The sequence below is a fragment of the Vibrio sp. St2 genome (assembly GCF_947311885.1).
Lineage (GTDB): Bacteria > Pseudomonadota > Gammaproteobacteria > Enterobacterales > Vibrionaceae > Vibrio > Vibrio coralliilyticus.
In genome coordinates this window covers 181,631-208,079 of the sequence record NZ_CAMZNA010000002.1, presented here as the reverse complement: position 1 = coordinate 208,079, position 26,449 = coordinate 181,631, and the positions used below count along the sequence as shown (strand labels likewise).

Annotated in this window: 21 protein-coding genes; 9 read left to right on the top strand and 12 right to left on the bottom strand. The window is 44.5% G+C overall.

The window, feature by feature from the left end; genetic code table 11:
* Positions 1-34: 34 nt before the first annotated feature.
* A complete protein-coding gene (locus QMA41_RS07460) occupies positions 35-1,810 on the bottom strand; it encodes an EAL domain-containing protein (protein ID WP_281629266.1) in 1,776 nt (591 codons plus the stop codon).
* 500 nt (positions 1,811-2,310) lie between these two features.
* Here QMA41_RS07460 and QMA41_RS07455 point away from each other — a divergent pair, with 500 nt between their 5' ends.
* Together QMA41_RS07455 and QMA41_RS07450 are read left to right on the top strand one after the other, a co-directional pair.
* Positions 2,311-3,954 (top strand): response regulator, encoded by a 1,644-nt coding sequence (locus QMA41_RS07455; protein ID WP_281629265.1) that lies wholly within the window; start codon positions 2,311-2,313, stop codon positions 3,952-3,954.
* Positions 3,955-3,963: 9 nt separating this feature from the next.
* Positions 3,964-4,854, top strand: a complete 891-nt coding sequence (locus tag QMA41_RS07450) for a LysR family transcriptional regulator (protein ID WP_281629264.1) — start codon at positions 3,964-3,966, stop codon at positions 4,852-4,854.
* On the opposite strand, the gene QMA41_RS07445 is transcribed toward QMA41_RS07450, so the two are convergent.
* The gene (locus QMA41_RS07445; RefSeq protein ID WP_172849587.1) at positions 4,832-5,446 is read right to left on the bottom strand and encodes a response regulator transcription factor; all 615 of its coding nucleotides are present in this window, start codon (positions 5,444-5,446) and stop codon (positions 4,832-4,834) included. The two genes, QMA41_RS07450 and QMA41_RS07445, sit on opposite strands and share 23 nt — an antisense overlap.
* A gap of 147 nt (positions 5,447-5,593) precedes the next feature.
* Positions 5,594-6,415: an ABC transporter substrate-binding protein gene (locus QMA41_RS07440; protein ID WP_281629263.1), complete on the bottom strand. Its 822-nt coding sequence runs from the start codon at positions 6,413-6,415 to the stop codon at positions 5,594-5,596.
* Between the two features lie 78 nt (positions 6,416-6,493).
* On the opposite strand from QMA41_RS07440, the gene QMA41_RS07435 reads away from it, so the two are divergent.
* The 5 genes from QMA41_RS07435 (at position 6,494) to vctC (ending at position 10,704) form a co-directional block, all read left to right on the top strand.
* Positions 6,494-6,910 carry an RNA-binding S4 domain-containing protein gene (locus QMA41_RS07435; protein ID WP_038161984.1) on the top strand — a complete coding sequence of 139 codons (417 nt, stop codon included), beginning with the start codon at positions 6,494-6,496 and terminating at the stop codon, positions 6,908-6,910.
* A 170-nt stretch (positions 6,911-7,080) separates the two neighbouring features.
* Complete coding sequence (locus QMA41_RS07430) at positions 7,081-7,992, top strand: siderophore ABC transporter substrate-binding protein (protein ID WP_281629262.1); 912 nt, start codon at positions 7,081-7,083, stop codon at positions 7,990-7,992.
* A 70-nt stretch (positions 7,993-8,062) separates the two neighbouring features.
* Positions 8,063-9,001, top strand: a complete 939-nt coding sequence (vctD, locus tag QMA41_RS07425; protein ID WP_040121719.1) for an iron chelate uptake ABC transporter permease subunit VctD — start codon at positions 8,063-8,065, stop codon at positions 8,999-9,001.
* The gene (gene vctG / locus QMA41_RS07420) at positions 8,991-9,941 is read left to right on the top strand and encodes an iron chelate uptake ABC transporter permease subunit VctG (protein ID WP_281629261.1); all 951 of its coding nucleotides are present in this window, start codon (positions 8,991-8,993) and stop codon (positions 9,939-9,941) included. Before vctD ends, vctG begins: the two co-directional genes overlap by 11 nt.
* 7 nt (positions 9,942-9,948) lie before the next feature.
* Positions 9,949-10,704, top strand: coding sequence for an iron chelate ABC transporter ATP-binding protein VctC (vctC, locus tag QMA41_RS07415; protein ID WP_171748010.1), 756 nt, complete (start codon positions 9,949-9,951; stop codon positions 10,702-10,704).
* A 52-nt stretch (positions 10,705-10,756) separates the two neighbouring features.
* Here the strand turns inward: vctC and QMA41_RS07410 are convergent, their stop codons facing one another.
* From QMA41_RS07410 to QMA41_RS07400, 3 genes are all read right to left on the bottom strand, one after another.
* The gene (locus QMA41_RS07410) at positions 10,757-12,505 is read right to left on the bottom strand and encodes a formate--tetrahydrofolate ligase (RefSeq protein WP_281629260.1); all 1,749 of its coding nucleotides are present in this window, start codon (positions 12,503-12,505) and stop codon (positions 10,757-10,759) included.
* 159 nt (positions 12,506-12,664) lie between these two features.
* A complete protein-coding gene (locus tag QMA41_RS07405) occupies positions 12,665-12,853 on the bottom strand; it encodes a hypothetical protein (RefSeq protein WP_006961171.1) in 189 nt (62 codons plus the stop codon).
* A gap of 39 nt (positions 12,854-12,892) precedes the next feature.
* Positions 12,893-15,250: a fatty acid cis/trans isomerase gene (locus QMA41_RS07400; protein WP_281629259.1), complete on the bottom strand. Its 2,358-nt coding sequence runs from the start codon at positions 15,248-15,250 to the stop codon at positions 12,893-12,895.
* Positions 15,251-15,411: 161 nt separating this feature from the next.
* Between QMA41_RS07400 and amt the strand changes: the two genes are divergently transcribed.
* Positions 15,412-17,319 carry an ammonium transporter gene (amt, locus tag QMA41_RS07395; protein ID WP_198562133.1) on the top strand — a complete coding sequence of 636 codons (1,908 nt, stop codon included), beginning with the start codon at positions 15,412-15,414 and terminating at the stop codon, positions 17,317-17,319.
* 58 nt (positions 17,320-17,377) lie between these two features.
* On the opposite strand, the gene QMA41_RS07390 is transcribed toward amt, so the two are convergent.
* The 6 genes from QMA41_RS07390 to QMA41_RS07365 form a co-directional block, all read right to left on the bottom strand.
* Positions 17,378-18,277: a siderophore ABC transporter substrate-binding protein gene (locus QMA41_RS07390; RefSeq protein WP_040121715.1), complete on the bottom strand. Its 900-nt coding sequence runs from the start codon at positions 18,275-18,277 to the stop codon at positions 17,378-17,380.
* Between the two features lie 13 nt (positions 18,278-18,290).
* Positions 18,291-20,207 carry a TonB-dependent receptor gene (locus QMA41_RS07385; RefSeq protein ID WP_281629258.1) on the bottom strand — a complete coding sequence of 639 codons (1,917 nt, stop codon included), beginning with the start codon at positions 20,205-20,207 and terminating at the stop codon, positions 18,291-18,293.
* Positions 20,208-20,364: 157 nt separating this feature from the next.
* A complete protein-coding gene (locus tag QMA41_RS07380) occupies positions 20,365-21,699 on the bottom strand; it encodes a sensor histidine kinase (protein WP_064486403.1) in 1,335 nt (444 codons plus the stop codon).
* A complete protein-coding gene (locus QMA41_RS07375) occupies positions 21,696-22,448 on the bottom strand; it encodes a response regulator transcription factor (protein WP_006961165.1) in 753 nt (250 codons plus the stop codon). The genes QMA41_RS07380 and QMA41_RS07375 overlap by 4 nt, the downstream gene beginning before the upstream one ends.
* A 112-nt stretch (positions 22,449-22,560) precedes the next feature.
* Entirely contained in the window at positions 22,561-24,174 is a 1,614-nt protein-coding gene (locus QMA41_RS07370) for a VRR-NUC domain-containing protein (RefSeq protein WP_281629724.1), read from the bottom strand.
* Between the two features lie 63 nt (positions 24,175-24,237).
* On the bottom strand, positions 24,238-25,470 hold the full coding sequence (locus QMA41_RS07365) for an OFA family MFS transporter (RefSeq protein WP_006961163.1): 1,233 nt from the start codon (positions 25,468-25,470) through the stop codon (positions 24,238-24,240).
* Between the two features lie 422 nt (positions 25,471-25,892).
* Here QMA41_RS07365 and QMA41_RS07360 point away from each other — a divergent pair, with 422 nt between their 5' ends.
* Positions 25,893-26,432, top strand: a complete 540-nt coding sequence (locus QMA41_RS07360) for a DUF3332 domain-containing protein (RefSeq protein WP_019277721.1) — start codon at positions 25,893-25,895, stop codon at positions 26,430-26,432.
* Positions 26,433-26,449 lie beyond the last annotated feature (17 nt).

The following is a 26,449-nucleotide window of genomic DNA, read 5'->3' as shown; positions in this document are numbered from 1 at the left end:
ACTTTTGTGACAACACACCACTAAGCGAGCTGAATCAAACGAGAGTGTACTGGCTGGCGCTGGCGATAGAGAGCGGTTTAGAGAACCAGTAGCCTTGAAGGAAGGAGGCCCCCATGTCTGTGAAACGCTTTTGCATTTCAGCACTTTCAATACCTTCTACAACAACATCCACATTGTGAGCTTGGCAAAGGCGAGTGATGAAAGAAAGGTATTCCAAGGTTGCAGGGTTGTCCAAACATCGCCACGCCATCGATTTGTCCACCTTAATTTGGTTAAGAGGCAAATCAAAAAAGCTGTTTAATGAACTATAACCAGAACCAAAATCATCCAACGAAAGTAGAAAACCGTAGTCGCTTAGTCGACTTAACTGGGAAATGGCACTTTTGTTACCATCGAGAATAATGGTTTCGGTTAACTCCAATACAATGTTTTTAGTATCAATGCCCAGACGGTCAGCTAACCGTTTTAGTCGGTCTGGAAACTGGTGGTTTAACAACTGAAGTACGGAAACATTAACGTTTACCCTGATATTCGTGCCATGAGTCTCTAGGTATCGTTTTATGAACTGACAAGCCTTTGAGAAAACTAAATAGCCGAGTTCAACGATCAATCCCTTTTTCTCGGCCACCTCAATGAATTCGTCAGGATAGATCTCGCCGATTTCTTCACTGCGCCAGCGTACCAGTGCTTCGAAACTAGCGACTCGATTTTTCTTGGCACAGATGATTGGCTGAAACTTAACGGTCAAGGTCTCGTTGTGGATCGCGTTAGCTAATTCGCGTTCGATGTAAAAATGCCGATCAACTTTGCTTTTGGTTTCTTTGCTGTAAACGCCGACTCTATTGTGCCGTTTTTCACCAGCGAACTGACAAGTGCGTGCTGCGACTTTAATTACTTCTTCAGCGGCAAGACCAATATCGAAACTAGGGAATATACCAATACTGATATCTGTTCCATACATGTAGCCATTTGCCTGAACCGATTCTTGATAAGTTTGAGATATACGCTCGCCAAGCGTCATTAACTCTTCGGCTGTATAATGGCCTCTGACGAGAATAGCAAAGTCATCAGAGCGCACACGGTATATATCAATAAAGTCATCGTTAAAGGAGTTTAACGCTGTGATAAGGTGTGACATCACGTCACGTAAGATATGGGGTCCGTATGCGCTTAGGTAGGAGCGAATATCACCAATCTGAATGTAGATCAGAGAATGCTGGCCAGGGAGTTGGTCGACTAAAGCATCGATATCGATAATCAGTTTCTGGCCATTCGATAAGCCAGAAGCGTTATCTCTAAATGCGGCTTGCTGGACATAGGTTTCCATCAACTTGCGATCGGATATATCGCGATGGCACCCAATCATAAAGCGGGTACCATTGATAGTTTTCGTCACTGCAGTCCCTTCAATCCAGACATATTGGCCGGTCTTGTTTCTTACTCGGTACTGAGTAGAGATCTTTTGTTCGTCTTTCTGAATGTGTGCATCTACTTCACCTTTGAGCATCGCTTTATCCAGAGGGTGGACCAAAGATAGCCATGCATCCAAATGACATTGGCCAGAGGCAATACTGTAGTTCTCGTAAAACGTAGGGTTGTAAAAGAAGATGCGATCATCGTCTGTCATATAGAAAATACCATCGTTAAACACATCAAACATGTGCTTAAAATGGTTATCCATAAGCTCATCTAGCTCCGCGCCACTTAGTGCGATGGAGCTATTTCCCTGTGATTCTTCACCTGCATAGCGACATTTCGAGACCGACGAAGCGTTCGATTGCGGCGGTATATTCTTGATTATCTGTGACATTTGATTCGACGTACCTAATCCAACACGCGGTAAGCCTTCCATGAGCTTTATTTTTTGAATTTATAAATATCTTCCGTGTAACCTATATTTGTAACATGAAATATTTATTAAGCTCCAGCAGTGAGCCAAGTATGAGACAGTAAATGTGAGCTTTTATTGACGTGTGTTCATATTTTGAACTGAAATATCCTTTTTACTCTCACTAGATGAGAGAAATGAGATCTTCCTCTTTATTGGGGTGAATAAAAATCCACTGAGTTATTTAATTTCTGAATTATTTGGGGGCTGGTAGCTCGTCTTAATTATGCTCAATAGGTGGCATATTCCTTGTGCGGAGTACCGCACAACCTATTTGAGTGTTAAATGTCACTTTCTTATATATTTATCAATGTTTTAATAGCGGCTAATTTTGACAAAACTCTGATATATCAGGCGTTTTCATCCGCTTTCTCTTTCTATACTCTAGCGACCAATTTATCCAAAATAGCGCAGTTGGAATAATGCTCGGCCAAATTCAAAATGTCAGTCAGGCGGGTGTGCTGATCGCAGACGATTCTCCTTTGGTGGTTGCTAACCTAAAAATTTTACTAAGAGAGTCTGGCTTCAGTGATCGTCTAATATTTACGGCCAAAGATATTCGTTCGGTATACAAAAATCTGCGAGAAATTTCGATTGATCTGTTCATTTGCGATTATAGGTTTGGTAAGGAACTGAATGGAAAACAGATCTTAGAAGAGTGCCGTCATTACGGCCTTATTCGCCCACAATGCGCTGTTATTATGTTGACCAGTGAAACGACTGGTGAAGTTGTACGTTCAATATTGGAAGCAGAACCAGATGAGTACGTTCTTAAGCCGTATTCGTTGTATGAGTTTAAAAAGCGGGTTTTACGCGTATACAGACGCAAGCAAACTCTGTCCGCGCTGCTGAAACAACCAAAGAATGCAAGTTATCAAGATATCGCGGAATCATTTAAAGCGGCTCTAAAGGCATACCCAGAATATACCGCTCATATACAGCGTCTTCAGGGAGTCACGTATTTAGAACGGCAATTTCATACTCAAGCGATTGAGCATTACGATTCATGTTCGACTCTGCGTAAAAGCCATTGGGCTATTGTGGGTAAGGCATCGGCTTTACTCGAAATGGGTGAGGTGAAGCAAGCTCATTCATTGTTAGAGCACTGGATTGAGGAGTCGGGTAGAGTCCCGTCAAGTGTCTCTGACATGTTAGCGTTAACCAGCCTAGTGCAAAGGAATAGCACGAGCGCTAAGAACGCATTGACTGACGCTATTAAATTTTCGAAAGGTAGTGCACCTCGTTTACTTGCCTATATTCGACTCTGTGAGATAGAAGAGAATTATGATGGCGCTTTAAGTGGGTTGGCTATTTATCGTCATCAAATTGCCAATACTCACCGCAATACCGTCGCGAACGCTATTCACTTGATGCGACTAAAACTAGTTGCGGCGTCTGCTCAAGGCAAGTCGATTTCCATGGTAGCGCATAAAGAGCTACACAATCTGATGAAATCCGATTTAGCAGAAAGTGAAATATTGGCACTGACGCTTGTGGACGTTCATATCGAACTGCACGACGAAAATTATAAAGTTGCGCGTATCAAATTGGCCAATTTGCTGAAAAACTATCAGCAGTTGCAATTGCCCCAATTGCACTACCTTTTGTACCTTCTTTTTGTAACGGACAACTATCACTGGTTCGATCAAGTCGCTGGTTTTGCTCGCTCCCATACTGACTACAGCAAAGTATCATTGTCGGCGTGTTCTATGCAGATGCAATTAGAACATCAGATAGAGCACGGAATGAGACGAAAATCTGCGTTAGTCAGATTGCTAGCGCAAGTGGATGAATACTCGCTTCAATCGGTGGAAAAAGCTGTCGCGCTTGGCTTGGAAATATTCAAATCCCGTAAGCAGTGCGTGTTGGTGGCGAATAAAATGCTATCGCTTCTGAATCGTGAAATTCCCCGCGCCATCAATCCCGCTGAAATTAGAAAGGTTATATTCGATTGTGAGGCGGCGATTACTTGTACATCCAGTCTCAGAAAAACCGAACGAATAGAAGCGCAGAAAAAACTAAACTTGGTCAAACTCAACTTTAATCGTGCGTTAACAGCGGTGTAGGGTGGACGAATGAGACCTCCACTTGATCTTAACTTATTGAAAGTTCTTGTACTGATCCATAAGCACCGCCACCTTAAACCAGTTGCCAAAGAATTGGGCAAAACGGAGAGCGCAGTCAGCAAGCATCTAGCTAAGCTGCGAGAACAGTTAGATGACCCACTATTTGTGCGTGGTGTTCATGAATTTGAACCAACAGAGTACACGGTTGCTTTGCTTCCAAAAGTGACAGCGGGGCTGAGAGTTATTGAAGATGCCATTGTCGGTGACACATTTGACCCGCTAACCTACGATAAAGAAATCTCCGTGGCTATCCCAAATTTGGCGCAATATCTGGTTGGCAAGTCACTTCTGGTCGATCTAATTAAAACCTTTCCTAACGCTAAAATCACGCTGACCAGCTGGTCTGATACGTCCGTTGAACAAATTATGGATAATCAGTTGGATATTGGTGTTCAGTATTTCAATCCGGAGATGAGTAAGGCGATATATCAACATCAATTAGGTCGATACAAGGGAGCGATTGTCACAACCGAAAAGCACGCCTTACTCTCGTTAGAAGAAAAACTGGCTCTGCCTTTCGTGTTTATGCAGATGAAAGGATGGCAGGAGAAGAAGACGGTGATCAAAATGGCGCTCGAAGAGAGTGGAGTTTATGTCAATAAGATAGCCACAGTAGACAACGTCCTATGCTTATTCGAACTTATGAAAGAGCTCAATTGCGCGACCTTATTGCCTGCAATTAAGCACCTCAATCGCCCAGGCTATACGATGTGTGTATTACCTGATGAGCTTCAAATGACTCAGCCACCTGCCATAGTCGCCTACCATAAACTTTCTAACCAAGGTAACCCGCTTCACGAGCTACTCATCAGAAAGCTCAAATACTACCTTTTTGACTGAGGAGTTGATGCTCTTTCATCTGTATTAGATCAAACATGGTATCAACTTCATATTTGCTCAATATGCGTGATTTGTACGTACTGATCGTTTTTGCGCTAAGAGACAGTAATTCTGAAATTCTCTTGTTACTATAGCCTTGAAGTAAATAGTTGAGCACAGTTGTTTCACGGCTTGAAAGGCAGACTATTGGTTTACTCTGAGCATTGTATCTGAACGCCGAGCCGTCTTGGATTATAGCCAGTATGGCTTCTTTGATGATCTTTGAAGACTCTAGTTTGGACAAATACCCATCTGCTCCTAATTTAAAAGCGGCTTGCGAAAACATAGTGTGTTTACTTCCAGAGAAAAATAAAACCTTGCCGCTATAGCCATGAGCTTTCACGCGTCTGATAAACTCGAATCCGTCTGAAACCTCCAAGTTTATTTCTAGGATGATCAAATTAATCTCGTTATCGCGAAGTATTGTCAGAGCGGAAGTTGTGGAGTCCGACTGAAAGACTTGAGCGTTACTGATGACGCTGACGACGAGACGTTCAATGGAATCTCGCATTAAAGGTTGGTTGTCGAGAACGAGAACTTTATAGGATGGCATGATGATAAACTTCTTGGTAACGTCGCATCATTATTGGGATGCACTTATCACTGTTTCGAATAGGAACAATGTAAGTCAAAATTGAAGGAAAGAGTGGAAAACCGGACTTTCCAAAATGGAAAGTCACATGCTGAGTACGTTGGCGGGTTACATACCGTTATCGAAGTAAGCTTTGATTATTTTGTCGATTTCGCCTCGTTGCTGAAGTTTCATCAGCGTATCATTAAAGTTCTTAACGAAATCCTCTTTGAAGGGATATTTATCTGGCTCACGGTTGGTGAATCCTAAGTAGCCTTTTTCGGCGCTTACTACCGCGCCAAGGGTTAGCTTCCAATCTTCAGGCAACAGTCCTTCTTTGGCCATTCTTTTCATTTCCCAAAGAATAGATAACCGGTCGTTCATGTAACAATCTATTTTCTTGTCATGAAGGTTAATTAGATTTGGACGGTTGCCTTTGGCCTCCAATAACGTGATTTTGCCGACTTTTACGGCATCCCAGAACTGAGTGCCTCCAAGAGCAAAGGCCTCATTGACACCAACGGTTAAGCCTAGGTAGTCCTCTGGCCATCGTTGCAGTGAGCGATCTTTGACGCTATCAGGGTGGCAGAAGACAACAACCTCTTCATCTAATATAGGTTTTGAATAAGGGGAAATATACAGGCGCTTATCTGGATAATAATACGGTGGATATAAAGCTAGTCCCTGACCGACTTTGAGCATTTTTAGGCCACGCTTCCATGGGATAGGGACAAGTTTAACTTCATAGCCAGGCATTTCTTCAAAAACTCGACGAAGAATGTCGCTGTAGATTCCTTTTGCAACACCTTCTTCACCATAACTGTAGGGAGGGTAAGAGTCGTCACCATATACCAGTACTTTGACTGGTGGATGGTATGCCATTGCCTGCGACGAGATAAGAAGCAGGATTAGTGTCCATTTGAGCAAAATCAGTACCTTTAAAGTGCCCATTCTATGATTAACTTTAGTTTATTTATTAAAGGATAGGGATTAGACTCAGTTTTTTTACACATGCATTTGAAGCAAAACATGACAGACGACTACGAAAACGAGCAAGAGATTGAAATTGAAGCAATCGGAATAGAAGTTTCAACACAACCAATTGAGCTTTACAAGGTATTCAAAATTGCCAACCTAGTCGGTGGTGGTGGCGAAGCGAAACACCTAATTGCGGAAGGCTACGTTGCTGTTAATGGTGAGCTGGAGACGCGTAAGCGTCGTAAGATGTACGATGGCGATTTTTTTGAATTCAATCAGGAATATTACGTCGTGATTTGCGATGCGCCAGTCACTGAGCCTGAAGAGCCCTCAGTCATGAAGCCTGAATCAAAGCCAGAAAAGAAAAACAAATCAAAGAAACAAAACAAGGCAAAGAAAGACGCTGGGCAGAAGAAAAAGGAAAGCAAGAAAAACGAGATTGGCCGCTCTAACATAGACTTTCTATAACAGTAAAACCTCACCGCGCACCTGCATCTAGGGTGCGCTTCATTATTTTAAGTATCAGAAATCAATTACTTTTTCCTTTCTATAACAAATGTAAAAAACGTAAAGCATTGATGACATCTCTATACATGTAAATGATAATGGATTTCATTTGTAAATATGGAGTCCGAATAATGAGATTGTCTGCAGCCGCGTTAACGGCAGGTTTATTGGCATTTAACGTCAATGCTGAGATGGTAGTGATTGAGCACGCGCAAGGTGTGACCAAGTTAGAAACAAACCCAGAACGAGTTGTCGTTATTGGCTTGGGCGCGTTAGATACTGTTAAAGCTTTTGATGTCAAACCTGTCGCCGTTTCTACAGTCAGTATGTTCCCGGACTACTTATCGGAATACCGTAGCTACGATTTTGTCTCCGCTGGCAGCCTTCACGAACCTGACTTTGAAACCATCTACATGCAAAAGCCAGATCTGATCATCATTGGCACCCGTGCAGCGGCGAAATACAAAGAGCTGTCCGAAATTGCGCCGACCATTGTCTATGCTTCAGACGCGAATAAAGGCTATTGGGAAAGTACCAAGGAGCAATGGCGCAATCTCGCTCAAGTATTTGAAAAACAAGATTTCGTAGAGAGTAAGATTGAACAACTAGACAGTGAGTTCAAAGCGATTCAGGAATCGAATAAGCAAAACGAACTGGATGCACTGACTGTGATGAGTGCGGGCGGAAACATTACCACGTTCGGCGCTCAGTCTCGATTCTCCGCTATCTACAAAGATTTTGGTTTTAAGGAATCCGTGGAAGGAATCAAAGAAAGCCGCCACGGCGATTTGGTTTCCTATGAATTCATTCGTGAAACAAACCCATCCGCATTACTTGTTATAGATAAAGACATCTTGATCAATAAAGGCAAAGGCAGCACTGTAAAACGTGATTTCGAAAATGATCTGGTCAAAGCGACCCAAGCTTACCAGAACAAAAAAATGGCTTATCTAGACATTAATGCTTGGTACCTGTCGATTTCAGGGATGCGTGCAACGGAACAGATGATTGAAGATGTGAAGACGGCGTCTAGTTTGAACTGATAGTCTGAACATGATTACGCAACCTCAAGCTGAATTGGCTTGAGGTTTTTTGCGTTGTAAGGGTTTTACATTGAAAAAGTTGTTATTTGTTCTGTTGGTACTGAGTGCAGCGTCGATTTTTGTAGGCGTTGGAAAACTAAATGTTGCTTCTCTGATCGCCGGAGATACAGCCAGTTGGCATTTGCTGTTTGCTAGTCGAATTCCACGTTTGGTGGCGGTACTGCTGGCGGGGGCTGGGCTGAGTATTGCTGGTTTGATTATGCAGCAGATCAGTCAGAATCGATTTGCTTCACCTTCCACGTCAGGAACGATTGAGTGTGCCATGCTCGGTTACGTACTGAGCTTAGTATTATTTGGTAATGGTCAGCAACTGTGGCTTATTTTCTCGGTGTCTATGCTAGGTACGTTGCTGTTTGTGCAGTTCATCAATCGTATTCAGTTTAAGAACGCGGTATTTGTTCCATTGATTGGGATTATTTTCGGCAATGTTGTTGATTCGCTCGCGACATTTGTTGCGTATAAGTACGATGCGCTACAAAACCTTTCTAGTTGGACGGTCGCTAACTTTGCGAATTTGCTACAGGGCGATTATGAGCTGCTTTACATCGCCATTCCCTTTGCCATCTTCAGTTACCTGTATGCAGCGAGAATTTCCGCTGTCGGTTTAGGTAAGGATTTTGCCGTCAACTTGGGGCTGAACTACCAGCAAGTGCTGATCATTGGTGTGCTGTTAGTCTCTGTGATGTCTGCTTCCGTTGTGATGATCGTGGGGATGTTGCCGTTCCTTGGGCTGATTGTCCCTAATCTGGTCAGTCGGTTCTATGGAGATAATCTTCGCCGCAATATTCCAATTACCGCGATAATGGGTGCCCTGATTGTCCTTTGCTGTGATTTGGCAAGTCGATTGATTATCTTCCCATACGAGATTCCAATCTCGACCATTATCAGCATTTTAGGTGGTAGCGTATTTATTTTCTTCATCTTAAAGGGGCAGAAAAATGCAGGATAGGGTGAAGATCATTGGACTGACTGTCATCGTATTGTTGTTTGGTTTTCTGTTTATTGGCATTGGCTTAAATGTTGATAATTACCAGTACTTCCTTTCACGGCGAGTTCCCAAAGTGCTTGCCATGATTGTGGCAGGCATCGCGATAGGTCAGTCGTCACTGGCTTTTCAGACCATTACTCATAACCGCATTCTGACACCAAGTATCATGGGCTTTGATTCTCTGTACATGTTTACTCAGGTGCTGGTGGTTGTGATGTTTGGCGGGCTGAGCAGTATCGCGATGAACGCCTACTTTAACTTCAGCGTCTCTGTTGTTGTTATGCTGGCGTTCTCACTGCTGCTATTCAGCTTTTACTTCAGAGGCGAGCGACAAAACTTGATGGTGTTATTGCTGCTGGGCGTGATACTCGGTCAGTTGTTTGGCAGCATCTCCTCGTTTTTCATTATGTTGATGGACCCGAGTGATTTTGCTTCTGTCCAAGCGAATATGTTTGCCAGCTTCAATAACGTCAGCGTTGAGCTTGTTTACTTATGTACGCCACTATTGCTATTGATCAGCGCGTTGCTGTATCGCCTGAATCGTTTGCTGGATGTGTTTTGGTTGGACAAAGACAACGCCACCAGCTTAGGGGTTAACGTAAAACGCGTTACGCTTTGGGTGTTGGTGCTGTCAGCGGCGCTTATTGCCATTTCAACGGCACTGATTGGGCCAATTATGTTTTTCGGGCTTCTGGTGACCAACTTGACTCGTGAGTTTTTTAAGAGTTACCAGCACCGAGTATTGCTGATCGGAGTATCACTGCTTTCAGTGGCGGCCTTACTAAGTGGTCAGTGGCTGGTAGAAAAGGTGTTTGGATTTTCTACCACGCTAAGTGTTGTCATCAACTTTGTTGGCGGAATTTATTTTTTGACTATGTTACTGCGTAACCGAGTCGTCTAGAGGCTTTATGATTAAATTACAGAATCTAACCAAGTTGTTTGGTCAATCCAAAGTGGTTGATGACGCGAGTGCGGAATTCGAGAAGGGCAAAGTAACCTCTATCATTGGCCCCAACGGCGCAGGTAAGAGTACTTTGCTATCCATGGCGAGCCGATTGATTGATAAAGACGGTGGGCAAGTGTTCATTGATTGCCGCTCTTTGTCTGAATGGGACACAAAAGAGTTGGCAAAGAGATTGGCAGTACTTCGCCAAGCAAACAACATCACTATGCGTTTTACAGTAAGAGAAATGGTGTCTTTTGGGCGTTTTCCATACTCACAAGGTAAATTGACCGATGAAGACCAACAAGTAATCGATAAGTCCATATCTTATTTGGATTTATCCGATATCCAGAACAAGTACCTCGACGAGTTGAGTGGAGGTCAGCGCCAGCTGGCATTCATTGCAATGGTGATGGCGCAAGATACGGATTACGTGTTCTTAGACGAGCCTTTGAATAATCTGGATATCAAACATTCATTGCAAATCATGCGTAACGTAGGTCGGTTGGCTCATGAAATGAACAAAGCCGTGGTGGTGGTGATTCACGATATCAACTTCGCGGCCTGTTATTCAGATCGAATTATCGCGCTCAAAAAAGGTAGGGTAGTCGCTCAGGGCCCGGTGAGTGAGGTGATTCAATCAGACATACTGGAAAGTATTTACGAAACGCCATTCAACATTATTGAAGTGAATGGCAAGCGGATGTGTACGTATTATTAAGTGATTTGGCGCTATCACATGTAAATCATGCGATAGCGCGCAATGAACTGTGTTAACTCAGACCAATGATGTTTCCATCATCATCCAAATCGAGGTTCATAAATGCTGGCTTTTCCGGTAAGCCCGGCATTGTCATGACATTGCCACAAAGGGCGTAAACGAACCCAGCTCCGGCACAAAGCTTCAGTTCTCGGACAGGAACATCAAAATGCGTAGGCGCGCCTTTAACAGAGCTGTCTGTGGAAATGGAAAGAGGCGTTTTAGCCAGACAGACCGCAAGATGATCGAAACCCTGCTGTTTGAGTTCTGCTAACTGCTGCTTAGCTTTCTCACTCAAGGTGATACTCGCTGCACCATAACCCGATTCAGCGACAGCCATCAGCTTCTCTTCTGTTGTCTGTTCAAAGCGGTAGAGAGGGCTAAACTGAGAACCTTGCTGACATTGCTTAACCACTTTTTGTGCGAGTTCAACGGCACCTTCGCCACCTTGTGCGAAACCTTCGCTGATGGCAACTTCAACGTTGTTGGGTAGATTTCGGAGCATCTCAGCCAGTTGCTGGAGCTCTTGTTCACTATCTTGTGGGAATCGGTTGATGGCAACCACAGCAGGGGTACCGTATTTATTCACATTGTTAATGTGCCATTTAAGGTTTTCGAACCCGGCAACTAAGGCGGAATCATCTTGCTCAAACAATGATTCAGGCAGAGCTTGGCCCGGTTTAAAGTTGTAAAGCCCTGAGTTGGCTTTTAAACCTCGCAATGTCGCCACAACCACGGCGCAGTCAGGCGCTTTGCCAGCCACTTGCGCTTTGATATTACAGGCTTTCTCAAACCCCATATCTGAACCGAATCCGCCTTCTGTGACTGTGTAGTCGCACAGTTTAGTCGCGATGTTATCCGCAATGATGGAAGAATTTCCGTGCGCGATATTCGCGAAAGGACCAGCGTGAACCAGAGTAGGAACTCCTTCGAGTGTTTGCATCAATGTTGGCTCAATAGCATCTTTCATGCATACGGTCATGGCCCCAGCGACTTCGAGGTCTTCTGTTGTGACAGGTTGGCCTTCAATATTGTATGCCAGCACAATACGCCCTACCCGTTGACGCAAATCTTTTAAATCACTGGATAAGGCTAGCACAGCCATAAGCTCAGACGCCGCGGATATATCAAAGCCATCTTCACGTTCAATACCGTTGGTCTGTTTCCCGTCTTCATTTTGCCCGATGGTGACCATACGCAGAGCACGATCATTGTGGTCCATCACACGTTTCCAGACTACGCGTTCTGGGTCGATGCGCAGCGCTTTTAAGCCGGAACGTTGCTCAAAGTCTTGGTAGCCGTTTCGCTGCTCGTGATAGATTCTCGCGTCGATAGCGGCAGCTGCAAGGTTATGTGCTGCAGTCACGGCGTGAATATCACCAGTTAGGTGCAAATTAAGCTCTTCCATTGGCGCAACTTGAGAATAACCACCTCCAGCAGCCCCGCCTTTAACGCCGAAAACAGGGCCCATGGAAGGTTGACGAATACAGGCCATGACCGATTGATTGATTTTGGCTAAGCCCTGAGCCAGTCCAATGGTCGTCACGGTTTTACCTTCGCCCAGAGGCGTAGGGGTGATTGCGGTAACGAGGACCAGTTTTCCGGTGTTATTGTTTCCGAGCCTATTTAATGCATTAAGCGATACTTTGGCTTTGTATTTTCCCTGACTCTGGTATTCCGCTGGAAGTAACCCCGCATTTTCGGCGATACGGTCGATGGGGTGCAAAGTTTGGGAACGACAGATTTCGATGTCCGACAGCATAAAACCCTCCACTGATAAGAGTTTAAAGAGAGGTAAGCGCCTTTAAGCGTTAGGTGTGTAGGCAAACACTAAATGTAGGCCACTAAATAGTGGAAAGGATTATACGTGTTATTTTGGATGGAAGGCAAAAGAAAGCCCCGCATAGCGGGGCGTTCATCGTTAATACCAATCGTCTTCGGGGATTATTTTGCCCTCTGGTGCATAGGGATCATCATCGAAAGGGTGCTCGGTCTTACCGCGCAGGCTTTCGAGCTGATGCTCAAGCATTTGGACAGTGTCGTAATCACCCTCTGAGCAAGCAACGTAGATTTGTTGCTCGATAGCGCGAATACTATCTCTAATACTCATGCCCACCTCCCGCGTTAATAAACGCTCGGTTGAACAGTTCTACCTATTCTCAAAACGATTATAGTCAAGCAGACCGAATTCGACAGGCTGATTTTCCTTGTACCAAGCGTGTACTTTGTCACTGAAAGGCCAGAATCTATCTGAGCTTCTGCGGATTGCGAATCGATCCAATAACTTAACGTAATCCTCTTCTGAATGGATATTTTTTAGCATGTCGATGAGTTGGGAAATCTCATTTTCATGTAATGACAGATACGTTGCTGGGTAACTTCCGATCACCCCTCTAACTAACGTTAAATCGTCGTTTTCGTAGTCGCGGTTTCCTTCTTCATCGAACAGGCTTGATATATTCGTGTGAGCATTGTTGTGCAGTAAGGTGAACAGTTGCTCTTGACCTGACTCGGACTCTATCAATAGCATGACTATCTGAGGGATGTATAACAGCCCTTTTCCTTTAATGTCGTCCAATGTTCTCAAGCGAGCCTCGTTGGAGGTGCTAAACCCGGTCTGTTCTATCGCGTAACGGTTTTTCAGAACGGGGCTAAGTTGGGTTTTCAAGATGTCATACAGCTCTTGCTTGGGGTTATCGGTCTGATAGGGTACCTGAGTCGGTTGATCGAACGGCTTAACGTTGCGCTGTAAGAAATCACTCAGCTGTGTACTTTGATTTTGGTACCAACTGGATTGTTCAACATGTCGAATATCTCTTGGAAGAAGTGCGACAAAATTACTCTCACCTTCGAGTCTCAAAAAGTCCATAAACATTCTAGTCATCAGTTGGTGGCCAAAGTTTCCGTAGACATCAAACCCAGCGACGAGTAAGTAGTGGATTCGTTCAATCAGAGCATAATCGAGAACCCAAGCAGTCTTCGGTGGTTTACCTACTAAACCTTGGACAACAGAAGCGCTGTCAAAATGGCGAAATACGGTCAAAGCTGCATTTGAATTGGTGCCATTGCCCGTCCAGATGACATCCGTAGTCAAATGCTTTCCATCTTTGAACCAGCTGTTGATGAAATCGGACTTTGCTGTCAGGTATCGTGCTTGCTGACGGGAGTAAGATACCCAGTTTGCGACAGGTAAGGTGTTGCTCTCCAACTCGCCTGGGAGTTTTAAGTTGTCAGCTTGTGAGTGATAAAACTCGTTAACTTCTGGTATGTCCGATTTATCGGGGTCGAGAAAGAAAACCCAAAAGCGATCATTGATGACATTTAACGCTAACTGCCCACGGCATACAGGGCCTTTGATAAAGGTGTTGATGGTGTTTTGTGCGTTGTCCAACATGAATTTGAAGCGAGATTTGACTGGTAACTCAATGAACGCCGTCATTGGGTTGGCGGCGACTTCAGGCTCGTATCCTGGTAACTGGGCGACGTCATAAGTGGTGTCGATGAACCACGCTTTCCAGTTGTTTATGCGCTGCGAGTTCAGAGCGAACGGCATGTGGGTTTTGTCCACGATAGTTGCTTGCTCAGGAACAAAGCGATAATAAACACGGTTTACGTTTGGGTCATCGTAGGGCCTGCGAGTCGCAATACGTTTAACGGGTTGACCTGGTGGTGTTTCAGAACGAACTAAGGTGAAGAATCGTGGCGTGGTCTCGTTTAGCTCCGAGAAATACAGGTGCGACAAGAATAAGTGCTCGTAGATGTAGCGAGCGGTGAGCTGAGCTTTACGAGAGCCGTTGTTGAGAAACTGTTCGTATTCCTCTACCAGCGCTTGTTGTTCAAGTGTTAGTGGGATTGACGCATTCATTATGGCGCCGTTCTGTAGCCAACTCATTAGAGTCGAATATTCGTTAGATGAGAGATTTGGCATCCCATAAGGCATGCCCCAAGTGGGGTGTTCTTGGGCGTAGCTGTCGTATTCTTCAATGGTTGGACACACCTGCGAGCGATCAATAGAGAAATCGAACCCCTCAAGCTGAGTCTGATTCGGTAAAGGGTGTGCCTCTTTTTGCATCAACATTTTTGCGACAAGGCCAGCTTCGATGTTCGCTGTGCGCGTTTGGTCACGCTCATTCAGCACCGGATGAAAGCCCATTGAGCGCCATTGTTCCGTGGTCTGAGCATCTTCAAATAATCGGCTAGGGGTAGCTGCAGTTAAGCGCGTGCCTTGGTAAACCAGTTCTTTACTCGCTCCTCGGTCAATCCCAGCAACGGAAGACATTTTCAATTGGCAAGGGGCGTCGTAGCAGGCATGGCAGACGACGCAGCGATTATCAATAATAGGTTTTACTTCGCTAAGAAAGAAGTCGCTGTGCTCTGTGGTGAGAGATACCTGCCTGTCTCTTACCTGAGCTTCACCAAATAGCTGGTCATAATTAAGGCCAGCAAAGGTTGCACAGCCAGCAAAGGTTGTGACCAAAAAGAGAGTGAAAAAGGTACGTAAATTCATTTGGATAATAACTGTATTGCCGAGGTTTGATAATTGCAGCAGAAGGATAATGAATTGGCAAATAAAACACTATTCAAAATATGAGAAATTGATGAAAAGTGGAGAAAACACGGCTACTTAACTATGCTCCAGATAAACCGATTGCATAAAAAGTGGCGACTTTGGATATTATAGTTACGGATAACGACACCATCGCTATTACGTGGATTTTACTCTGTACTGCGCTAGTTCTGCTGATGCAGCCGGGCTTTACTTGTTTTGAAAGTGGGTTGGTCAGGAATAAGAATAATATTAATGTCGCGCTCAAAAACGTGGCTGATTTTTGTGTTAGTGGTGTCTGTTTTTGGTTGATCGGCTTTGCGTTTATGTATGGTGACAGCTGGAAAGGGTTAATTGGCTTAGACCTATTTGCTATTGGCCACCAGCATCCGCCAATAGTGTTAGCTTTCTTTCTTTTTCAGATGATGTTTTGCGGAACCGCCGCAACAATAATGTCAGGCGCAGTTGCAGAACGGATGCGCTTCTCAGGCTATCTAATCTGCTCATTTATTACCGCGACACTGCTTTTTCCAATCATTGGTCACTGGGTGTGGAACGGAACACATTTGTCCGTTGGTGATACAGGCTGGCTAGCCAAGATGGGTTTCATAGACTTCGCAGGGGCAACGGTCGTGCATTCCGTTGGTGGCTGGGTTGCCTTGATTGCCATTATGATTGTTGGACCGCGGCTAGGCAGATTTTCGGATGATGGAAAAACGCGAGAAATGTACAGCCAAAACTTACCGCTTTCGGCGTTAGGGACTTTTCTGTTGTTCATTGGATGGTTTGGCTTCAATGGCGGTAGCATTATTGATCCTACTGCCGACTTGGCGAAAATCTTTTCTAATACTGCCATGTCGGCCTGTGCTGGTGGCTTTAGTGCATTGATGCTGTCGTGGAACATCCACTCTATGCGTGGGATCCGCTACCTTCTCAATGGATTACTTGCTGGTCTGGTGGCTATTTCAGCCAGTGCTAACGTCGTCGATTTAAGTGGCGCTGTGATTATTGGTGCCACTAGTGGTTGTATCAGCGTAGTTTTGGTATCAGTGCTAGAAAAATCAAAGCTTGATGATGTCGTATCTGCGGTTCCAGTTCATCTTGGCGGGGGAATATGGGGAACATTGGCTGTTGCTTTGTTAGCCCCAACGGATTTTTTGGCTTCTGGTAGTCGTCTAGAGCAACTCTATATTCAAATGAGTGGAGTTGTTGCAACCGCAGCTTGGGTCGTTGGCCTCGGATACCCTTTGTTGAAGATTGTTAATCATTTCCATCCGCTAAGAGTTTCAGCACAAACGGAGACCATCGGCCTTAATTTCGGCGAACATGGTATGAAAGATGAGTTAGTTGACTTGATGGACCAGTTCGACCGGATAGTCAAAGCACATGATATGGAATCCCATCTAAAGGTTGATCACGGTTCTGATTATTCCAATCTTTCAATGACATACAATTATCTGCTGGACAGCACTAATCGTCATTTTAGGGAAAAGGAAAGGGAATTATTGAAGATGGCGAGCTTGGATCCTCTTACAGGAGTTCCTAACCGCAGAGTGTATGAACAGGCGATAGAGAATACAGTCAAGAAAAGTCATGAAGATAACAAAGACTTTGCTTTGCTTATTTTGGATCTCGATTACTTCAAGCAATACAATGACCACTATGGTCATCAACTGGGTGATTATTGCCTGCAAAATGTGTGTCAGGCACTGAGCAGTGTGACGCGGCGTCAGCACGATATATTGGCAAGAATAGGTGGAGAGGAGTTTGCGTTTATATTACGCGATACTAATCTGCATGACGCTAGACGAATCGCGGAGTTATTACGAAAAGAAGTCGAGATGCTTGAGATCCCCCATGTTCATTCGGAATGTGATTTTGTCACGGTTAGCATTGGAGGAGCTGTGTGGGATATGCGAATAAACTTGCCACATACGGTGTTGTTTGATGAAGCAGATGCGGCATTGTTCAAAGCCAAAGAGCTGGGTAGGAATCAAGTGGTGTTCTTTTCTGATCATTCAGACTGGTAAGGAGCAAAGAAGAGGCGCATTACTGCACCTCTTATCATTTCTAATGAAAGAAGCAAAGCTACTTAACCGCTTGACTCATATCATCAATCATCATTTGAGTTGCTTGAATGCCACTGGCAGAAATATACCAAGCATGAGGGTTCAAAAAATGAATCCGGTTGTTTTTCGCCGCCTGAGTTTGCGACATTAAAGGATTATCGAGTTTCTTAAACGCTTCACCAGAATCCCTTCCGATGGCTTGGTCTCTGTCCAGTATCAGCAAGTGCTCAGGGTCTGACTGGGCAATATATTCATAACTGATTAGGTCGCCATGAACCTTATTCGCATTATTTGAATCAGCAGGTTCGAAGCCGAACAGAGTAAATATGGCTCCGTAGCGAGAATCTTGTCCAAACGTCGTGAGCTTGCCGCCGTTTGTCATCACCACTAGGGCTTTTGGCTTAGTGATTTTTGTCTGTTGCCTTATCTGATCGATTCGTGCCTGAGCCTGATTGATCTTGCGTTCAATGTCCTCCTCACGTTCAAAAACTTTCCCCATCATTCTCCAAGCCGCCTGAGTGGTTTGCCAATAACGTCGGGCATCTGCCATAAAAACGATAGTAGGGGCAATTTTGCTCAGTTCAGGATAGGACTCAGAGCTGCGATTACTGGCTATGATTAAGTCAGGTTTGAGAGCAAATATCGTTTCAAAATCAGGCTCGAAGAGTGAACCTGCCGAAACATAGCTATCATCCTGATATTTGCTCAGATAGTGTGGCATCGGTGATTTTACGATGGCCACGGGCTCAATGCCTAAATTGTCGAGTACGTCTAGCGTATCCATCCCAAGAACAATAACTCGCGCAGGTTTGGATTCTAGCGTGGTCTCACCCAGCGGATGCGTCACTGTTATCATCCCGGCATGAACCAAGCTCGCTGCTAACATAAGGCAGAGCGCAACCCATGATTTAATCAGCATTGTCTTTCCTTAGTTAAAATGCGTAGCTAACGTTCATTCGAATATCGCGACCCGCGCTAGCGTAGCCTTGAGCGACGCTACTGCCGATGTAAGCCATGTATGAACCATGGTCAAAATAGTATTTATCGAACACGTTTTTCACAGAAAGCGTGAGCGTCAGGTCTTGCTCAGCTAGTGGTAACCATTGAGCATAGACATCATGGACACCATACCCCGGCTTTTCTGGGTATGCGCTTGAATCCGCTACGTCCGTCAAACGTTCCACAAAGCGCGCATTCCAGCCAAACTCAAGCTCGTCATTGGCTGCATAGTTAACATCTAAGACCCAAGTGTCGCCAATTGACGTTCCTAGTGTAGAGTCACCATCACTGAGTGGTACGCCATTAAGCTCAGGATTAGACTGGTTGTAGCTCAATCGGGCTGATACTTGCTCCAATGTATAGCCAACGTAGGCGCTAAAACCTGTTGTCGTTAGCTCTCCGACATTGGTGTAGACGTTATTGCTGGTTGTAACAACATCTTCGATTTTGCTATCGAAAAAGGTGAAGCCCGCAATGAGATTGTTTTTGCGATAGCTGGCACCGATTTCCTTGTTTTTTGCACGTTCTGGAGCACGATCCGCGGCATTGTTGCGATAGTCGATGACAAACAGTTCTTTGATCTGCTGGCCGCGAAACGCTTCAGCATAGCCCGCAAACAGTTCAAGACCATCAAGCAATTGGTAAGTTAAGGAAATGTTGGGGCTGAAGCCGCTGGAGTCGAATTCCTGATTAATATTGTCGGTTAGTTCATACCAGTCGTAACGGGCACCAGCAGAAAGTAAAATCGCATCATTAATGTTCCAGTCATCCTGCACGAATAGCCCGTATACTGTGCCTTTCTCTTCGTGGTTTTGCTGGCCTGAATAGTTAGTTTCGAACTCAGATTTGTCCCGTTTGTAATCTGCACCCGTAATCAGAGTATGCTGAGCTAGGCGAGCAGTGTTGAACACTTTCCCGCCTATGGTGTTGATAGTACCATCGCTGGTGTTCCATTGCGGGTGATCTTTCTGAGCAATACGATTAGCAGTGCTGTAAAGGGTGGTATCTAAGTTGAGCAGGTCGCTGTATCGGAAATTGTGATTGGCCGTAAAGGTATGGCGATCCGCTTCCTGATCCAGTGGAACATTCTTTACACTTGGTTGAAAGTGAGGTCGATTCAGTCGAGTATCATCATCGTTACGATAGTCGTAGCTCAGAGACAGATAGTGCTGCTCGTTAAGTTGGCCTGAAAGTTTAAGAAGCGCAACTTGCTGTTCGATTGCTGTGTACTCTTGCTCGGTACCGCGACCATCTTCAATGTTGTCTCCTTCAACATAGCCAAATGAAGCCAGCAACCCTAGCCGCTCGGTGACTTCACCATACAAGCTGGTTGAAACCTTGTAGCCGTTGTTGTTGGTGTAGTAACCCGCTTTCGCCTGCGCACCAAACTGCTCTTCATGTTGCAAAAGGTCATGCGCATCTTTGGTTTTAAACTGGATCGCACCGCCTAAAGCGCCCGGACCGTTAGTGGCTCGACCCGCACCCGCTGAAACATCAACTTGCTTAAGAAGCTCCGGTTCAACTGAAAGTCTGCCTTGATGGTGGAAAAGGTTGCCTGACTGCTCAGCTCCGTCGATAGAAATGTTCATCATAGTATCTTCTAATCCACGGACATAGATCTTTTGAGTGATGCCTGCCGAGCCGCCAACGGTGACTTCCGCATCTTTACGAAATACATCATTGAGATCTTGAGCCTGCTGTTTGGATAAGTCTTCAGCGGTGATGATGGTATCAACCCCTTGAAGTGGGTTACCAATGACTTCAACGATTTCTGCGGTTTCTTGATTAGCGAAAACCAACCCTGAAGCAAGGGCGAGGGCAATTGGGCTTAACTTGAATACGGTATGCATTTGACCGTAACCTCCACTGTTAATGAGAATTATTATCGAGTGGATTTTGTCGTCTCGTATAGGGTGAGTAAATGACTTTTACAACTGTTACATCTTGAGGTGATATCTAGAGAAAACAAAAGGCAACGGAATGCATGTCGCCTCCTGTATGAGATATTTAAGTAGGTAGGTTGATTACCATATCAAGCCCTCTTTCTCTGCGATTTTTTGCACTTATTGAACCGTTTACGGCTTGTATGTGTCTTTTGGCCAACGCAAGGCCAACGCCAAACCCTTTACGTGAACCAACCTGGTTATCAGCTTTAAAGAAGGGCTGGAATATTCGTTTAGTTAAAGAAGCGTCTATACCCGGACCAGCATCGGATATGGTCAGCGTGACATTGTCTTCATCAAATGAAGCTTTAATGGTGAGGGTTTCTCCCTGCGGCGTATATCTCAGCCCGTTTCGGACGATGTTCTCTATTGCTTGAGATAGGGCCCTTTGATTAGAGTGGGAGAGCGGAAGCTGCGAAGGGAGATCTATGGCAATCTGACGATCGGGATACTCAAATTGCGCATCTTCAACGATGGCTTCCACCAGCTCAGTCAGATCAAAGGCTTCGTCTCTTAAGTCTGGTCGTTCGTTCTCTAGCCACGCGAGTGTCAGCGTATCTTCTGCCATAACTCGGATAGCCTGAACTTCAGATCTAATTCGACTGACCATTTCTTCAGTATCTATCTGCTTTTCGACGCAATCCGTCGCCATTTCAACTCTAGCGAGCGGTGTTCGAATTTCATGAGACATATCTGCTATCAGATTGCGATTATGGTTAATCACACTAGCTGTGCGCTCGGCCATCATGTCAAACGTTCGAGCAATCTGGCTTAACTCGTCATTACCCAGTGTCATGTGATGTGAGACTCGAGCGCTATAGTTACCTTGGCTAAATTCTTTGGCTGTACGGTGAAAGTGCTGTAATGGTGTCATGACGTAGCGATAAAGGTAGATAGTTAGCGCCAATAGAGCTAAGAACGGAATGACGACTCGGAAAGTCCAGAATGCGTGCGACATGTAGGTTCCGGGGCGCATACGAGCAGGCAATTTAACCAAGAAGTGATAATCAGAAGGAGTAAGAGCGACTTCCATTATAGGGTTCTCAGGAAAATAAAGGTGAATCTTCCACTCGACGTTTCTACCTATGCCATAACCATCCCAAAATCGCTTATTGAGAGGGTTACCGCTGACAACGGAGACATTGGAACGTACCACCGTTGCCCACGTTTCCTCTCGCAACGCTAGCTGATTTACCCACTGATTCATTTCATCATATTTCCCTTGCCCGAGCAGCGACTGAACGTGCTCACCCCAAGCGAGAATTTCTTGCTGATGGTTTTTATCGATGTAACTCATTTTTTCATTGGAGAGTAGAGCGACGCTATGGAGTAGGGAGAAAAAGATCACTCCTCCCAATGAGAGTACGACAAACAGTCGCCAGAAAAGTAACTTTTTCATCGTAATAAATAACCTTTGCCGTGAACGGTCTGAATTCGTTCTGAGCTCATACCCAAAGCGACTAAGCTTTTTCTCACTCGACTTAAATGCATGTCTAAGCTTCTGTCGTATGAGCTAAAGTCGCGTTCTAGTACAACCTGGTACAAAAACGGTTTGCTTTGTACTGCGCCGTGGTTGGCTACAAGTGTCCAGAGCAATTTAAACTGAATTGGTGTGAGGGTGATGGGAGCGGACTCGTTGACGGTTACAGTCAGTTCGTTCTTATCAAGCTTGAGTTCTTTATATTCTTGATAACGGTTAGAGCTCGATGCTTGATTGTGACCAGTTCGGCGCAAAATCGCTTCGATCCGTAAACTCACCTCAGTAAAGTTACATGGTTTGCTGATGTAGTCATCCGCGCCATAACGCAGCCCACGTATGCGGTGTTCTTCTGCGCCGTATGCGGTCAGCATGATGACCGGTGTATTTGAATGAAAGCGGATAAAGTTCAACAAACCAAAGCCGTCGACCTCTGGCAGGTTAATGTCAAGAATGATTAGGTCAAAGTTGGATTGCTTTAGGCAATTCAATGCTTCGGCACCACAATCCAGATTGGTAACCTGGTATCGACTGTCTTGAAGAAGAGAGGTGAGTTGCTGATTCAGATGTCTATCGTCTTCAACCAATAGTATTGATGGCTCATTGCCTGACAGTATTTGGCCATAAGATTTATGATCGTTAAATGATAATCTTCCTCCACCTTCAAACATGGAACACACCTCTTTTATTGATAATAATTGTTATTATCAATAAAAGAGGTTGAACTTTCAATGCCAATAAATGGGTGAGCTTATTGGTTTGGGCATTATCAATCGTATTTAGTTATGAGTTGGCTACATAGCAAACCGAAAACGGCACTTTCAGTTTGATGAACTCATAGAACCAGCGCCATTGGTTATCCTGCAAACGATCTCCGGGGCCTTTAACTTCAACCCATTCGAAGAGGTCGTCTTTAAAGAGAACCAGATCAGGCATACCACTACGGAATAATTTGAGGTCTTGTAACATGACCTTAAACAACTGGCACAGTAACTCAGAAGAGATACTGTGGATCGCCTTGTCCAAAAGTTCTGGAGTGAAAGCATTCCAGACAACAAATGGATTACTGAGCCCTACTTTTTCCAGATAAATTTGCTTCAGATAATGGCTACCGTTTTCTTCTAGTCGAGTGAAAACATCATCTATCATTGACTGACGTTTGGAAGCAAAGTCGTGATGATAAAGATCCAAAGGGCGATATTGATATCGGTTGATAAAAGCGCCTTCTACAGGGCTGAAAATGACTTCCCAAAATGCTAAGCCAAACAATCCATTTAGCAGAATATTTTCTGAGTAATAGACGTCATAACCTTGTTGCTCAAAATAATCTTTGACCACCAACTCGACGCGTTGCTGTTGCAAATCAAGTGTAAGGTGGTGTTCCTCTATATTAGGTTTCTTTACTCTCGGGACTTTTATACCTTTGAGACGATCCAAGCGTTGTTGCAATTTCACACCCACTTCTTGTTCTGACGTATCATATGGGGAACTTAATATTGAAGTGACAATGTCACTCATGGCATTTATATCGCTTTGTTTGTCATACATGCGAGCTCGGCGTTCTCGTGAAGGTGGTAATACTGTTTGTTCGAACCAGAAAGTCGAGAGTTCGAACTCTTGCAATCTTTCTAAGTCACGCGCCATGTCATTGATCAGATGTTGGCGTTTACGCTGTATGTAGTTGTGGTCAATAGGATGGGTAAGTTGTTCAAGGTGGAGGAGTATTGTATTTACGCATTTTCGATCAGCGTCATGATAACTTTGCTGCAATAATGATAATGAAAGCAGTTGATCTAGCTCATCACGTGAAGAAAAGAAACGGCATTGTTCGCTGAGTTGATAGTTCTCAAATTGATGCAAGCCAAGATCGTCTAATACAAACTGGCTTAAATCCTGATGAGTATTAGCAAAGAAGAGTGTCAGCAAAACATCGATCACTTGCGGTGATTCAAGCTTAACGATGGTGAAGGGCAAAGTGCCGTATTGTGAGAATGGGCTCTCTTCTAGCTGACTTACAATTGTGTCCTTTTTCGCCTGTTTGTTGGTTACTCTAAAGAGGTTAACCATTTCCGGTTTTGTCAGAAGCTTGGCGGCTAAATCTGGGTTGGAGATTTCAGGGTTGAGCGAGATGAAGCTCAGCGCATTGAGCTCATCTAATGCGACATCTTTTTCAGGGATCTCTTCATAGTTCAGCTTATCGCTTCGAAACCATTCCCCTTTGCGAGAAAGCAATCTCACTAACAAGCACTTTGCCGGAGTAGATAACTGAGAGAAATGTTGCAGCCACTTGTGCTCCAATTCAGACAACAGATCTGGATACATTTCTTGAGCATGACGTGTCAGTTTCAAGAAGTTGCTCAGGTAGTAATCTGAGGGTAAGACGACAGGTTCAGACATGGTTAATAGATACAAAAAAGGCCTAACCACAAGGTTAAGCCTTTCGAAGAGGTTTTCAAAGCGTTAAGCGTTTTTAAGCTGAGCCACTTTTGCTTCGCTAATTGGTTTGGTAATGAAGGCAAGAACGATACACACCGCCATCATTACGGCTGAAATAGTGTAAGCGAGACTGTAGCCTTCACCGTTTGTCATTGAGAATCCAACAACTGCAGCACCAATTGCGCCACCAATACCCCATGACGTATAGAGAACGCCATAGTTAGTGCCGTAGTTCTTCAAGCCGTAGAACTCTGCGGTTAGGGTTGGGAACACAGCAAGCAAAGTACCGTAACCGATAGCTGCGATAGCCGTACCGATTATCAGTGTAAATTCGGTTTTAAACGTAGCGAACAGAACCATGTTGATGCCTTGCAGGACAAAGGCTAATAGCAGTGTACGTACGCCGCCAATCTTATCAGCTAGCATACCTGCAGCCACACGACCACCAGAGTTGAATATCGCTAGGATAGACGCTAGGTAAACAGCATTAGGTAGATTAGCCTGAACGCTGGCAATTGTAGTGATGTTGCCAATGATCATAAGGCCAACCGACGCAGCGAATGCGTACATGATCCATAGTGAGTAGAACTGAGGCGTTTTAAGCATTGATTTCCACGTCAGATCTTCTGTTTTCTTAGCGGCTTTCGGTGCTTGACCTGCTTTTACTGCTGGTTCAGCAGGAGTGTAACCCGCTGGTGGGTTGTTAATAGTTGCTGCAAGAGGCACGGCAATGGCCAATACGCCAGCACCAAGAACCATAAAGCTGGTTTGAATACCCATGCTGTCAATCAGAGCGGAAGTCACTGGTGCAAGGTAAATAGCGGCTAGACCAAAACCAGCTGCAATAAGACCGTTGACCATGCCTTTCTTGGAAGAATGGAACCACTTCATTGCAGAAGGAGAAAGACAAGCATATCCAAAACCGATGCCGGCACCTGTAATCACACCAAATGTAATGTTCAGCATTAGTGGAGTGGTTGCGAAACCTGAGGCAATCATACCTAAGCCAGTCAGCATTGTGCCCAGAATCAGAATTTTACGTGGGCCCATACGATCCTGAAGGATACCAGCAACAAGAAGACAAACAGAGAAGGTGATTGTTGCGATTGCGTATGGTGAAGAAGCTTCTGCTGCACTCCAGCCAGATTCAGTCACAAGTGCTTTGTTAAACACGCTCCAAGCATACAGGATGCCAAGACAAAGGTTGATACAGAATCCCGCCAGCAGGATACGTGTAGCTTTATCAATCTTGCTCATTTTTCTTCTCAAGTTCACCTCTGATAAAAGAGGTCTGGTTAACAGTCTATTTCTTCAAATTAAGTTTGCGTTTATCAACACAAAGCGTAATGGGCGCGAATTATAACCAATCTATATGTGATTGGAATCTCTTTTTAGGGGTATTTTAAAATTAATTGTGTTTGTTAATTTGATGTTTTTATTGTTGTTTTTATGTGTCTTGTTTTGGGGTTTAAGAAAATAAGCAAAGTCTGATATTGACACGCTGCAAAGCCGGAAAATACTGATGCCGTAAACCGAGGATTCTGCTCAATTTAATGCATTATTAGGCTTTGCTTAAAAAATGACTTAGTCAGTATTTCGTCAATTCAAAATTTTGACTCTAGGCAAGGGTATATAGCGGGAGTAGCATGCGCGTCGTCTTAATTTGAGTGGTGGAAAAAATGAGAAAAAATACATTAAAACTGGCAATAATTGCTGGCCTTGGCCTGACCTCTTTAACTGGTTGTATGGGGCAGATGGCGACTACAGGAATGGTGACGAAGTTCAACCTAGAGACAGTCGATAACCGTTATGCCCGCGAAGGTATGTTTGTCTTACTGTCTCCTGTCTACGGTATTGCTGGTATTGCGGACTTGTTTATCTTCAATGCAGTTGAGTTTTGGACGGGGACAAACCCAATTACAGGTAAGTCTCCAGCTGTTGTTGATACGCCAACAAAGAACTACATCAAGGTCAACGACAAGCTAGACAGCTCTCTAAAAGATGTACCATTGAGCAACAACACCGAGATTGAAAGTGCAACTATGGAACAGCTTGACGAAACGACGCTACAAATGGAAATAACCTATCTTGATGGCACTAAACAGGTTTTAAGTGGTAAGAAAGAGCAAAATGATGTGGCTTTCTACTTGGATGACCAATACATCACCACGGTATCGAATCAAGAGCTGACGGATTACATTGCGTCGGCAAATATCTAAAACAGCTTAGCAGAAGT

Coding starts and splice junctions, on each gene's coding strand:
- QMA41_RS07460 (WP_281629266.1), bottom strand. CDS start 1,810: ATGTCACAGATAATCAAGAATATACCGCCGCAATCGAACGCTTCGTCG.
- QMA41_RS07455 (WP_281629265.1), top strand. CDS start 2,311: ATGCTCGGCCAAATTCAAAATGTCAGTCAGGCGGGTGTGCTGATCGCA.
- QMA41_RS07450 (WP_281629264.1), top strand. CDS start 3,964: ATGAGACCTCCACTTGATCTTAACTTATTGAAAGTTCTTGTACTGATC.
- QMA41_RS07445 (WP_172849587.1), bottom strand. CDS start 5,446: ATGCCATCCTATAAAGTTCTCGTTCTCGACAACCAACCTTTAATGCGA.
- QMA41_RS07440 (WP_281629263.1), bottom strand. CDS start 6,415: ATGGGCACTTTAAAGGTACTGATTTTGCTCAAATGGACACTAATCCTG.
- QMA41_RS07435 (WP_038161984.1), top strand. CDS start 6,494: ATGACAGACGACTACGAAAACGAGCAAGAGATTGAAATTGAAGCAATC.
- QMA41_RS07430 (WP_281629262.1), top strand. CDS start 7,081: ATGAGATTGTCTGCAGCCGCGTTAACGGCAGGTTTATTGGCATTTAAC.
- vctG (WP_281629261.1), top strand. CDS start 8,991: ATGCAGGATAGGGTGAAGATCATTGGACTGACTGTCATCGTATTGTTG.
- vctC (WP_171748010.1), top strand. CDS start 9,949: ATGATTAAATTACAGAATCTAACCAAGTTGTTTGGTCAATCCAAAGTG.
- QMA41_RS07410 (WP_281629260.1), bottom strand. CDS start 12,505: ATGCTGTCGGACATCGAAATCTGTCGTTCCCAAACTTTGCACCCCATC.
- QMA41_RS07405 (WP_006961171.1), bottom strand. CDS start 12,853: ATGAGTATTAGAGATAGTATTCGCGCTATCGAGCAACAAATCTACGTT.
- QMA41_RS07400 (WP_281629259.1), bottom strand. CDS start 15,250: ATGAATTTACGTACCTTTTTCACTCTCTTTTTGGTCACAACCTTTGCT.
- QMA41_RS07390 (WP_040121715.1), bottom strand. CDS start 18,277: ATGCTGATTAAATCATGGGTTGCGCTCTGCCTTATGTTAGCAGCGAGC.
- QMA41_RS07385 (WP_281629258.1), bottom strand. CDS start 20,207: ATGCATACCGTATTCAAGTTAAGCCCAATTGCCCTCGCCCTTGCTTCA.
- QMA41_RS07380 (WP_064486403.1), bottom strand. CDS start 21,699: ATGAAAAAGTTACTTTTCTGGCGACTGTTTGTCGTACTCTCATTGGGA.
- QMA41_RS07375 (WP_006961165.1), bottom strand. CDS start 22,448: ATGTTTGAAGGTGGAGGAAGATTATCATTTAACGATCATAAATCTTAT.
- QMA41_RS07370 (WP_281629724.1), bottom strand. CDS start 24,174: ATGTCTGAACCTGTCGTCTTACCCTCAGATTACTACCTGAGCAACTTC.
- QMA41_RS07365 (WP_006961163.1), bottom strand. CDS start 25,470: ATGAGCAAGATTGATAAAGCTACACGTATCCTGCTGGCGGGATTCTGT.
- QMA41_RS07360 (WP_019277721.1), top strand. CDS start 25,893: ATGAGAAAAAATACATTAAAACTGGCAATAATTGCTGGCCTTGGCCTG.